This is a genomic window from Microbacterium sp. UBA3486, from assembly GCF_002377845.1.
In the GTDB taxonomy this organism is placed as follows: Bacteria; Actinomycetota; Actinomycetes; order Actinomycetales; family Microbacteriaceae; genus Microbacterium; species Microbacterium maritypicum_A.
This window is the reverse complement of record NZ_DFQP01000029.1, coordinates 1-11,466: the sequence shown is the minus strand read 5'-3', so window position 1 is coordinate 11,466 and position 11,466 is coordinate 1. Positions and strand designations below refer to the sequence as shown.

The 11,466-nt window shown below is 70.2% G+C and carries 10 protein-coding genes; all 10 read left to right on the top strand.

The window, feature by feature from the left end; translation table 11 throughout:
* A partial coding sequence (locus B2869_RS03720) for a helix-turn-helix transcriptional regulator (protein ID WP_292762936.1) occupies nt 1–2,849 on the top strand: 2,849 nt, incomplete at its 5' end.
* Between the two features lie 74 nt (nt 2,850–2,923).
* Nucleotides 2,924–3,127: a cold-shock protein gene (locus B2869_RS03715; protein WP_017831237.1), complete on the top strand. Its 204-nt coding sequence runs from the start codon at nt 2,924–2,926 to the stop codon at nt 3,125–3,127.
* 257 nt (nt 3,128–3,384) lie between these two features.
* Nucleotides 3,385–4,410 carry an iron-siderophore ABC transporter substrate-binding protein gene (locus B2869_RS03710; RefSeq protein ID WP_029260081.1) on the top strand — a complete coding sequence of 342 codons (1,026 nt, stop codon included), beginning with the start codon at nt 3,385–3,387 and terminating at the stop codon, nt 4,408–4,410.
* A gap of 33 nt (nt 4,411–4,443) precedes the next feature.
* Nucleotides 4,444–5,493 (top strand): FecCD family ABC transporter permease, encoded by a 1,050-nt coding sequence (locus tag B2869_RS03705; protein WP_029265115.1) that lies wholly within the window; start codon nt 4,444–4,446, stop codon nt 5,491–5,493.
* A complete protein-coding gene (locus tag B2869_RS03700; protein ID WP_292762913.1) occupies nt 5,490–6,572 on the top strand; it encodes a FecCD family ABC transporter permease in 1,083 nt (360 codons plus the stop codon). Before B2869_RS03705 ends, B2869_RS03700 begins: the two co-directional genes overlap by 4 nt.
* A complete protein-coding gene (locus B2869_RS03695) occupies nt 6,569–7,369 on the top strand; it encodes an ABC transporter ATP-binding protein (RefSeq protein WP_029260078.1) in 801 nt (266 codons plus the stop codon). The genes B2869_RS03700 and B2869_RS03695 overlap by 4 nt, the downstream gene beginning before the upstream one ends.
* Nucleotides 7,359–8,321: a siderophore-interacting protein gene (locus B2869_RS03690; RefSeq protein ID WP_292762907.1), complete on the top strand. Its 963-nt coding sequence runs from the start codon at nt 7,359–7,361 to the stop codon at nt 8,319–8,321. The genes B2869_RS03695 and B2869_RS03690 overlap by 11 nt, the downstream gene beginning before the upstream one ends.
* Before the next feature lies 1 nt (nt 8,322).
* Nucleotides 8,323–9,156: an ABC transporter ATP-binding protein gene (locus tag B2869_RS03685; RefSeq protein WP_292762904.1), complete on the top strand. Its 834-nt coding sequence runs from the start codon at nt 8,323–8,325 to the stop codon at nt 9,154–9,156.
* Nucleotides 9,157–9,183: 27 nt separating this feature from the next.
* Nucleotides 9,184–10,209 carry an iron-siderophore ABC transporter substrate-binding protein gene (locus B2869_RS03680; RefSeq protein WP_021198336.1) on the top strand — a complete coding sequence of 342 codons (1,026 nt, stop codon included), beginning with the start codon at nt 9,184–9,186 and terminating at the stop codon, nt 10,207–10,209.
* The coding region (locus B2869_RS03675) for an iron chelate uptake ABC transporter family permease subunit (protein ID WP_292762899.1) at nt 10,206–11,466 on the top strand (1,261 nt) is incomplete at its 3' end. The genes B2869_RS03680 and B2869_RS03675, both read left to right, overlap by 4 nt.

Here is an 11,466-nt window from a genome sequence, read left to right as displayed (position 1 = left end):
GCCGCGAGGCCGAGCTCGCCGAGGTGCGCCGATCGTTCGCCGGGGTGCGCGACGGTGTCCCGGCCGCCCTGCTCGTCGAGGGCGAGGCCGGCATCGGCAAGTCGCGCATGCTGCGCGAGTTCGCCGCCGAGATCGCGCCGGCCGCCGACGTGCATGTGGGCTGGTGCCTCGATCTGGGTGCCTCGCGAACGCCCTACGGACCGCTCACCGGCATCCTCCGGTCGATCGTCACACGCATGGGCGTCGACCGGGTGCGCGAGTCGGTGGGGGTGGGGGTCGAGGCACTCGGCATGCTGCTCCCCGAACTCGTCGACTCCCCGACCGATCGCGACCGCACCAGCCCCGAGCGCCTGCGCGATGCGATCGCCTCCCTCATCGAGGCGGCGGCCGAACGCGCCCCGCAGGTGCTCGTGGTCGAAGACCTGCACTGGGCCGACGAGTCGACGCTCGCCATCCTCTCCTTCCTGCTGCGGGCGCTGAGCCGCGGCCGCATCCTGCTGCTCCTCACCTGCCGCACCGACGATGTGCGCCGCGGGGATGCGGTGAGCCGCTTCATCGGCGAGGCGACGCGCGCGCGGTTGCTCGAGCGCCTCACCCTCGGCCGGCTCGACGAGGCCGCGGTTCGCGAGCTGGCCGAGCAGATCACCGGCCGGGCGCTGACCGAGACCGCTCTCGATCGCATGCAGGAGCGGGCCGAGGGCGTGCCCTTCTTCATCGAGGAGATCGCGGGGTGCGCGAACGGTCCGCTCCCCGACGGTCTGCGCGACCTGCTGCTCGCCCGCTTCGACCGGCTCGGCGACGATGCACGGCGTGTGGTGCAGGTCGTCTCCGGCGCCGAGCGTCCGCTCTCCCATCCGCTGATCACAGGCCTCGTCGATCTGCCGGAGCAACGCCTCGACGAGGCGATCCGCGAGGCGACGCGCAGCGGCATCCTCGTCGTGGGCGACGACGACTACCGGTTCCGGCATGCCCTGCTGCGCGAGGCCGTGCACGACGACTTGCTCCCCGGCGAGCGGGCACGCCTGCATCGCGCCTATGCCGAGGCGCTCGAGGCGCAGTGCGCGGGGTCGGACACCAGCGACGCCGCGGCCCTCGCCTATCACTGGCAGCTCGCGCAAGACGACCGGAAGGCGCTCGTCGCCGCCGCCGACGCCATGCGCCACGCGAAGGGGCAGTACGCGTTCGCGAGCGCGGCCCGCTTCGGCGAACTGGCACTGGAACTGTGGCCGCTCGTGCCCGACGCCGCCGCGGCGGCACGCGTCGAGAGACTCGACCTGCTCCTGGTGCTGGGATCGATCCTGCGCAATGCGGGCGACGGCGAGCGGGCGCTCGCGGTCGCGAATGTCGCGCTCGCCGAGATCGACCCCGCCACAGTGGACCCGCGTCTGCATGCCCGACTCCTGCGCAACAAGGCGCTGTACCTGGTCAACCTCGGCCGCCTCGGTGCGATCCCGCTGCTGCAGCAGGCCCTGGCCATCGCGGAGGAGCGCATCGGCGACGAGGTGTTCCGGGCCGAGCTGCTCAACCAGCTCGCGAGCCGACGCATGATCGCGGGCGACAGAGAAGAGGCGATCCGTCTCGCGGATGAGGCTGAGCTGGGGGCGGCCGGAGCCGACTCCACCGACCAGCTGTCGATCGCCGCGAACGTGCGCGGCGGTTCTCTGGCGCACCTCGGCCGGGTCGACGAAGGGGTGCGCGAGTACGAGCGGGCGCGTGAGCTCGCGGCGGGAACGACGGCCGAGATGCGCTATCGCGTCAACTACTCCGACCTGCTCACGCTGCTGGGCCGCTACCGCGAGGCGGTCGAGGTCGCCGAAGAGGGACTGCGGCGTGCCCGCGAGCTCCGAGTCGAACGCACCTCGGGGTCGATCATGGCCCAGAACATGGTGGTGCCCCTGCTCGAACTCGGCGAGATCGATCGGGTCGAAGAGATGCTGTCGCGCGACTTCGTGCAGGGAACCCTGCGTGTGTTCCGCATGTACATGAGCATGACCCGCGTGCGGGTGCTGGCCTGGCGCGGGCGGTCGGCCGAGGCTGCAGAGCTGTTGCAGGAGTGGTTGCCGGCGTTCGAGGAGACGGGCGGCTCGGAGCGGCAGATCTGGTACGACCGGATCATGATGACGGTGGCTGTGGCCGAGAGCGAGGGGAATCTCCGGAGGGCGCTCGACACCATTCTCGAGATGCTGCGCGACGAACATCCGGCGCTGCTGCACCAGCGCCGGCTGCTGCTGGAGGGCGGGGCGATCATCGCCGAGCTGCGCGCCGAGGGCGCCGACACCACGACGGCATCCGATGCCGTCCGTGCGGCGTGGTGCGCGCAACCCGCGCAGTTGCAGGACGACGCGTGGTCGACGATCCTCGATGCGCTGCTCGCCCCGTGCCATGACGCCCTGGATGCGGCCCTCCACCATGCCGAGGGAGAAGACGTACCGGTCGTCTTCCGCGCCGTGCTCCGGCTCGAGCGCGCGCGTCTGCTCGTCCACGAGGGGGAGCGCGTCACCGCGGCGTCGGTGCTCGCCGAGGCGGCAGGCCTCGCGGAGGCACTCGGCAACGCCCAGGTGCGGGCTGCGGTCGCCCGGTTCGCCACCGACGCCGGACTGCGTGCCCCCGCCGATCCGCCGTCGGGCGACGACCTGCTCACGGCTCCTAAGCGGCAGGGGCTCGAGCTGATCGCCGAAGGGCTGAGCAACCGGCAGATCGGCGAGCGGCTGTTCATCAGCGTGAAGACCGTGAGCGTGCACGTCTCGGCCGTGCTGCGCAAGCTCGGTGTGAGCACACGCACCGAAGCGGCTCTCGTGCAGAAGAATCGACAGTTCCGTGTCCCTGCCCAGCCTGCCGTGGTAGCGTGACTGTGCGCGCGTCTCGGATGTTCCGATTCGGCGTAGGCCGTGTAAACGGCTAAGTCAACAGAAAGTAGAAACACATGGCCACTGGCACTGTGAAATGGTTCAACGCGGAAAAGGGCTTCGGCTTCATCGCTCCTGATGACGGCTCGGACGACCTCTTCGCCCACTACTCGGCTATCGCCGGCTCCGGTTTCAAGGAGCTCCGCGAGAACCAGAAGGTCGAATTCGACGCTGAGCGTGGCCCCAAGGGCATGCAGGCGGCGAACATCCGCGCTCTCTGAGCGCGCGCTGACTTCCTGAAGCCGGTCGGATCCTCACGGATCCGGCCGGTTTTTTCGTGCCACCCGCAGCTTTCGAATCGCGTGAATGGTCCCAACCGGCGGCGATTCGCGGCGAATCGCGCGATTCGAGAGGCAGCACGCGGCAGGGAATCCGGGGTGAGGTTCCCCTAACCTCCGTGTTAGATTAGGCGAGGCTTACCAAAGGCCCGGGCGCAAGTGACGCGCCGCCCCCTCACCCCGAACCCGAAGGAACGCCTGTGCGCACCTCTCGAATCCTCGCCATCGGCGCGGCCGCCGCGCTCGCCATCGGTCTCTCCGCCTGCGCATCCTCTGCCCCGGAGTCGACCTCGACCGCCGGCGGCAACCCCGCATCCGACGACGCCTTCCCCGTCACCGTCGAGCACGTCTACGGCGAGACCACGATCACCGAGAAGCCCGAGCGTGTCGCGACCGTCGCATGGGCGAACCACGAGGTGCCGCTGGCGCTGGGCATCGTTCCGGTCGGCATGAGCAAGGCGTCGTGGGGCGACGATGACGACAACGGCGTGCTGCCCTGGGTCGAGGAGAAGCTCGACGAGATGGGGGCCGAGACGCCGGTGCTGTTCGACGAGACCGACGGCATCGACTACGAGGCCGTCGCCGACACCGAGCCCGACGTGATCCTCGCCGCCTACTCCGGCCTCACGCAGGAGGAGTACGACACCCTCTCCAAGATCGCTCCGGTCATCGCCTACCCGAAGGTCGCCTGGGGCACTTCGGTCGACGAGATGATCGAGATGGACTCGAAGGCCCTCGGCCTCGAGAAGGAGGGCGACGCCCTGATCGAGCAGCTGGACGCCGACGCCCAGAAGGCGCTCGAGGCGAACAGTGTGCTGAAGGACAAGAAGGTCCTGTTCTCCTACATCGACCCGACCGACCTGAGCCAGATCGGGTACTACACGGCGATCGACACCCGCCCGGGCTATCTCCACGACCTCGGTCTGCCGTTCCCCTCGATCGTCGAGGAGAACAAGGACAGCGACCAGTTCTACCTGACGGTCAGCGCGGAAGAGGCGCAGAAGTTCGACGACGTCGACCTGTTCATCACCTACGGCGACGAGTCGATCATCCCGCTCCTGCAGGCCGACCCGCTGCTGTCGAAGATCCCGGCGATCGCCGAGGGTCGCATCGCGGTCCTTCCCGACGCCACCCCCATCGCGGCTTCCGCGAACCCGTCGCCGCTGTCGATTCCGTGGGGTCTCGACGACTACCTCGCGCTCCTGGCTGCACCGCTCGCTCCGTAGTCGTTCGATCCGCCTCCGCGGAGTGAATACCCAGTGACCTCAGCAACCGTCATCGCGCCCGCACCGGGGGCCGCAGACCTGCGGCGCCCGGTGCTGGTGCGAACCCTCTGGCTCCTCATCGGGCTCGTGGTGCTCGTCGTCCTCACCATCCTGTCGATCTCGTTCGGCGTGCGCGCCGTCTCATTCGACGACATCGCCGCGGCCCTGACCGGTCAGACCGACACGATCGCGCAGGCGGCGATCGTCAAGCGCATCCCCCGCACGGTCCTGGCCCTCCTCGTCGGTGCGGCACTCGCCCTCTCCGGCGCGACCATGCAGGCCGTGACGCGCAACCCCATCGCCGACCCCGGCATCCTCGGCGTCTCGAACGGCGCCTCGCTGGCCGTGGTGTGCGGCATCGCCTTCTTCGGTCTCGCCGACCCCTACGGCCAGATGGCGTTCGCGATCGCCGGAGCAGGGCTCGCCGCCGTCTTCGTCTACACGGTCGGATCCCTCGGACGCGGGGGAGCGACACCTCTCAAGCTCGCGCTCGCGGGTGCCGCCACCTCGGCCGCCTTCGCCTCGCTCATCAGCGCCGTCATGCTGCCCCGCGTCGACCTGCTGCAGACGTTCCAGTCGTGGCAGATCGGCGGCGTCGGTGGCGCGGAGTGGCCGCGCATCGCGCTCACCGCACCGGTTCTGGCCATCGGCGCCCTGATCTGCTTCCTGTGCTCCCGGGGCATGAACTCCCTCGCCCTCGGAGACGAGATGGCCAAGGGGCTCGGTGAGAACGTGTTCCGCACGCGCATGATCTCGGCGCTGGGCGCGGTGATCCTCGCCGGGGCCGCGACCGCGATCGCCGGGCCGATCGGCTTCGTCGGTCTGATCATCCCGCACGTGTGCCGGATGCTGGTGGGCACCGATCACCGCTGGCTGCTCCCGTTCTCGGCGATCGCCGGCGCCGCGCTGCTGACCGCAAGCGACATCGTGGGCCGGGTGATCGCGCCATCGTCGGAGGAGATCCAGGTCGGTATCATCACCGCCATCATCGGAGCCCCGTTCTTCATCTGGATCGTCCGCCGGCAGAAGGTGCGTGAGCTGTGAGCACGACAGAGCACACCGAGCACACCCTCGACCGGGTCGACGAGCCGGCATCCGCCCGGATCGCGCGTATCGTCGCGGGGCGTCGCTCGCGCCACCGCCGGCATGCGGTGGCCACGATCGTCCTCGGCGTCCTGGTCTTCGCCCTCTTCGCGGTGGCGCTCATGGTCGGCAACACGTTCTACACGCCGGATGAGGTGATCCGGGTGATCCTCGGAGAGACCGTGCCGGGCGCCTCGTTCACCGTCGGCGATCTGCGACTGCCGCGGGCGGTGCTCGCCGTCCTCACCGGCATCGCATTCGGAATGGCGGGTGTGTGCTTCCAGACGATGCTGCGCAATCCGCTCGCCTCGCCCGACATCATCGGCATCTCCAACGGTGCCGGGGCCGCCGCGGTGTTCGGCATCGTCGTGCTGTCCGTGAACGGGCCGGTCGTGTCGCTGCTCGCTCTCGGCGGCGCCGTCGTCACCGCCCTCGTGATCTACCTGCTGTCGATCAAGGGCGGCTTCGCCGGAACCCGACTCATCCTGATCGGTATCGGCGTCGCGGCCATGCTGCAGAGCGTCATCTCGTACATGCTGTCGCGCGCGGCGAACTGGGACATCCAGACCGCGATGCAGTGGCTCACGGGAAGCCTCAACAACGCGTCGTGGGAGCGGGTGCTGCCGATGGCGATCGCCGCCCTGATCATCGTGCCGCTGATGCTGTCGCAGGGGCGCGCGCTCGGGGCGCTTCAGCTCGGCGACGACTCGGCGGCCGGCCTCGGCATCCGGGTCAACGCCACCCGCCTGCTCCTCATCCTCGGTGCGGTCGCGCTGCTCGCGTTCGCGACCGCGGCCACCGGCCCCATCGCCTTCGTCGCGTTCATGGCCGGCCCCATCGCCGCGCGCATCACCGGCCCCGGCGCCAACCTGCTCCTGCCGTCGGCGTTCGTCGGAGCCGTGCTCGTGCTCGGCGGCGACCTGATCGGCCAGTTCGCCTTCGGCACCCGCTATCCCGTCGGTGTCATCACCGGCGTCGTCGGCGCGCCGTACCTGATCTACCTGCTCATCCGCACCAACCGCTCCGGGGGTTCGCTATGACCGTCTCGCACAGCCTGTCCGCCGAGGGGGTGACGCTCGCCTACGGGGACCGCACCATCATCGACGGCCTCGACCTGCAGATCGCCCCCGGTCGCATCACCACCATCGTGGGGGCGAACGGATGCGGCAAGTCCACGCTGCTGCGCTCGCTGGCGCGCCTGCTGTCTCCGAGCGACGGCCAGATCGTGCTCGACGGCAGATCGGTGCACGCCCGCCCCACCAAGGAGGTCGCGCGCATCCTCGGGTTGCTGCCGCAGTCGCCCGTCGCGCCCGAGGGCATCGCGGTCGCCGATCTGGTCGGCCGTGGACGGCACCCGCATCAGAAGATGCTCGCCCGATGGAGCACCCACGATTACGAGGTCGTGGCGGATGCCCTCGACGCCACCGGCATCTCCGATCTGGCCGACCGCAGCGTCGACGAGCTCTCGGGCGGTCAGCGCCAGCGGGTGTGGATCGCCATGGCGCTCGCACAGGAGACCGACATCCTGCTGCTCGACGAGCCGACCACCTTCCTCGACGTCGCCCACCAGGTCGAGGTCCTCGACCTGCTCACCGACCTGAGCGTCTCGCGCGGCACCACGATCGTCATGGTGCTGCACGACCTCAATCTCGCGGCCCGCTATGCCGACGAGCTGGTGGCGATGAAGGACGGGCGGGTGCACGCGACCGGTGCGCCGCAGGACATCGTCACCGCCGAACTCGTCGAAGAGGTCTTCGGCCTCGCCAATCAGATCACCATCGATCCGGTCTCCGGCAAGCCGATGGTCACACCCATCGGGAGGCACCATGTCCGCTGAGACGACCACGACCGACCGTCCGACCTACATCCTCACCCGCGCCGAGGTACGGGGGGTCGCGCGCGTCTCGCCCTCGTTCGTGCGGGTGACCTTCGGCGGCGACGACCTGTTCGAGTTCGGCACGCCGGGTGAGGTGTTCGACAGCCGCATCAAACTGGTGTTCCCACCCGCATCCGGAGTCCTGCCTGAGCTCGACAGGGCATCCGACAACTGGTGGCAGGCGTTCCTCGCGGTGCCCGAGGAGGAGCGCGGGTCCATGCGCACCTACTCCGTGCGCGAGCTGCGGGTCGATGACGAGATCGGCACCGAGGTAGACGTCGACTTCGTGCTGCACCTCGAACCCGGACTGACCGGACCCGCGTCGCTGTGGGCGAGCCAGGCCGCGGTCGGGCAGGAGCTCTACCTGGTCGGCCCGCGCCGCGGGGTGGATGTCGACGCGCACGGAGGGGCCGAGTTCGCGCCGGGGACCGCGGCATCGGTCGTGCTCGCCGGTGACGAGACGGCCGCTCCGGCGATCGCCCGCATCCTCGAGGACGCACCGCAGGATCTGCGCGGCGTCGCCTTCATCGAAGTGCCCTCGCCCGCCGACGTCCTCCGCATCGACGCACCTTCGGGGGTCGAGGTGCACTGGCTGCCGCGCGACATCGGTGAGCCGCACGGCTTGCGGCTCATCCCCGCCGTGCTCGCCCACCTCGGCGACGCCGACGCCACGGACGAGATCCGGGTGAAGGACATCGATGGTGAGGACCTGCTGTGGGAGACGCCGGACTACTCCGGTCTCGGCGAGGACATCGCCACGGGGGATGCTGCGGCCGAACGGTACTTCTGGATCGCGGGGGAGAGCGGCGTGGTCACCACGCTGCGTCGCCACCTGGTCAAGGACCTCGGCATCGATCGCGGGCAGGTGGCGTTCATGGGCTACTGGCGTCGCGGCGTCGCCATGCGAGGCTGAGATGACGACCGGATCCCCCTCCCTGCACGGCCGATCCCTCGTGCTCGGATACGGCCGTGCCCGGGTGGTGCACGACGTGTCGCTACAGCTCGCTCCCGGCCGGGTCACCGCGCTCATCGGCCCGAACGGCAGCGGCAAATCGACCGTCCTGCGCGCCCTCGCGCGTCTGCACCGCATCGAGGCGGGAAGCGTGCGCATCGGCGGAGACGAGACCCGCGACGCCGCCGCCCTTTCTGCGAAGGAGTTCGCGAAGGCCGTCGCGATGCTCTCGCAGTCGCGGCCGCATCCGTCCGGCATCGAGGTCTCCGACGTGGTGGCGTACGGTCGCCACCCCCACCGGGGCCGATTCTCCGGCGTCAGCGATGCGGACCGTGCCGCTGTCGCCCGTGCGCTCGCCCTGACCGGACTCGGCGCCATGGCCTCCCGTCCCGTCGACCAGCTCTCGGGAGGCGAACTCCAACGCGTGTGGCTGGCGACCGCGCTGGCGCAGGAGACCGGCGTGCTTCTGCTCGACGAACCGACCAACCATCTCGACCTGCGCTACCAGGTGGAGACTCTCGATCTGATCCGCGAGCTCGCCGACGACCACGGCACCGCCCTCGGCGTCGTGCTGCACGACCTCGACCACGCGGCATCGGTGGCGGACGACGTGGTGCTGCTGCACTCCGGTCGAGTGCACGCGGTCGGTACTCCCGCCGAGGTGCTCACGGGCGCGAATCTCTCGCACGTCTACGGCCTGCGCATCGACACCGAGATCGATGAGGAGACCGGCCTCGTCCGGGTGCTCCCGCGCGGTCGACACCACGGACGCCATCGCGCCACTGCGACATCCTGACCCCCACCCTCCCGGAGGAAGAACACGATGAAGAAGAAATCCCTCGCCCTGGTCGCCCTCGGCGGCGCGCTCGTGATGGCCCTGGCCGGCTGCGGCACCACTCAGGCCCCCACCGCCTCCGACGCGTCGGCGTCGACGAGCGCGGGGTGCGACGACGACACCACCGCGACCTCGACGGGCGCCGTCTCGGTTACCGACGACCTCGGTCGCACGGTCGAGCTCGACAAGCCGGCCGAGCGGATCGCGGTGCTGGAGTGGCAGCAGATCGAGGATGCGCTGTCGCTGTGCGTCACGCCGGTCGCGGTCGCCGACGCCGAGGGCTACAGCACGTGGGTCACCGCGGAGGAGCTCCCGGAGGGCGTGACCGATGTGGGCACCCGCCAGGAGCCGAACCTGGAGACGCTGTTCGGCACCGAGCCCGACCTCGTGATCGTCGAGGTCAGTGCGGCGGACGACCCCATCGTCTCCCAGCTCGAGGCCTACGACGTGCCCGTGCTCGCGACCGTCGGCGCGGATGCCGCCGACCCCATCGCGAAGATGCTCGGCACGCTCGATCTCATCGCCCAGGTGACAGGGCGGGAGGAGCGCGCCGAGGTCGTCGCCGACGAGTTCCAGGAGCACCTCGACGCTGCCTCTGCCGAGCTCGCCGATCTTGACCTGCCCACGAAGGAGTTCGTGTTCTTCGACGGCTGGGTCGACGGCGGCAATGTCGCGCTGCGTCCGTTCGGTCAGGGGTCGCTGGTCGGTGAGATCGGCGAGAAGCTCGGACTCACGAACGCGTGGACCGGCGAGGTCGACCCCGCTTACGGCCTTGGGCAGACCGATGTGGAGGGCATGACCACGGTCGGCGACGCCAGTCTGTTCTACACCGGCACCGAAGATCCCGAGTCGGAGAGCTTCATCGACGCGCTGCAGGACAACCCGGCGTGGACCTCGCTTCCCGCTGTGGCCGAGGGGCGCCTGACCGCCTTCCCCGCCGGGATCTGGACGTTCGGCGGCCCGCGCTCCACCCAGCAGATCATCGACGGCTACCTCGAGGTGCTCTCGAAGTGACGGGTGCCCTTCGCCTCGACGAGACGGCCGCGACGGAGTCGGCGCGTCCGGCTCCTGCGGTCGCACCCGACGAGGCGGAGGGACGCCGGGCCGGGGCTCTCCTCACGGGCATAGGCGTCCTCGTGGCCCTGGTCGTGGTGCTCGTCGCCGTCGCGTGCTGGCATCTCACGCAGGGCACCAGCGGTGCGGTGTTCGCGGAGACCGAGGTGCTGTGGGGGTCGCGAGTGCCGCGTCTCGCCGCCGGCGTCGCCGTGGGTGTGGCGCTCGGCGTGGCCGGCATCCTCCTCCAGTCGCTCGCCCGTAACGCTCTGGCCTCGCCGGACACGCTGGGGGTGACGGCCGGCGCCTACCTGGCTGTCACGGCACTCGCTGCGTTCGGCATCGCCGTGCCGGTGTGGGCTTCGGGCGCTGTCGCATTCGCCGGGGGCATCGTCGCGGCGGGGATCGTGCTCGGTCTCGCCGGCGGTGCGGGTTCGTCCACCACGCGGCTGATCCTGGCGGGCACGGCCCTCGCGCTCGCGTTCCAGGCCGGCACCTCGACGCTGCTCATCCTGTTCGACGAAGAGACCAAGGGGCTGCTCGCGTGGGGGAGCGGAAGCCTGTCCCAGCTGGGCCTGACCGCATTCCTGCAAGCCGCCCCGGTCGTGGTCGTGGTGACGGCGGCTGCTCTGCTGCTCGCGCGTCGGTTCGACATCCTGGCGCTCGGCGACGACACGGCATCCTCCCTGGGCGTGCCGATCCGCTCGACGCGGGCCGTCGGCATCCTGCTCGCCGTCACGCTCACCGCGGTATCGGTGACGCTGGCGGGGCCGATGGGCTTCGTCGGGCTGTGCGCGCCCGTGCTCGCCCGCCTGCTGACGCGGGTGGTGCCGAGCCTGAACCGCCATCTGCTCCTGATCCCGGCCGCCGGGTTGCTCGGCGCGATCGTCGTGATCCTCTCGGATGCTCTGCTGCGGGCGATCATCGGGGCCGAGGCGGCGATCCTCATCCCGACCGGAGTCGCGACGACGCTGCTGGGGGCGATCGTGCTCGTGCTCATGGCTCGACGCCTGCGCGACGCCGGCCCGACGCGGGAGCCTCCGCGGGTGCGCTTCGGCGTGCGCAGCGGGGCGCGGTTCCGCATCACCCTGGCGGTCGTGGTGCTCGGGGTGACCGGCGTGCTGCTCCTCGGCCTGCTCGCCGGGCACACGTGGCTGTTGACCGGCGATATCGCGCTGTGGCTGCAGGGCGAGGCGCCGGCGGCGATCGCCTTCGCGC

Coding starts and splice junctions, on each gene's coding strand:
- B2869_RS03685 (WP_292762904.1), top strand. CDS start 8,323: ATGACGACCGGATCCCCCTCCCTGCACGGCCGATCCCTCGTGCTCGGA.
- B2869_RS03680 (WP_021198336.1), top strand. CDS start 9,184: ATGAAGAAGAAATCCCTCGCCCTGGTCGCCCTCGGCGGCGCGCTCGTG.
- B2869_RS03690 (WP_292762907.1), top strand. CDS start 7,359: ATGTCCGCTGAGACGACCACGACCGACCGTCCGACCTACATCCTCACC.
- B2869_RS03715 (WP_017831237.1), top strand. CDS start 2,924: ATGGCCACTGGCACTGTGAAATGGTTCAACGCGGAAAAGGGCTTCGGC.
- B2869_RS03695 (WP_029260078.1), top strand. CDS start 6,569: ATGACCGTCTCGCACAGCCTGTCCGCCGAGGGGGTGACGCTCGCCTAC.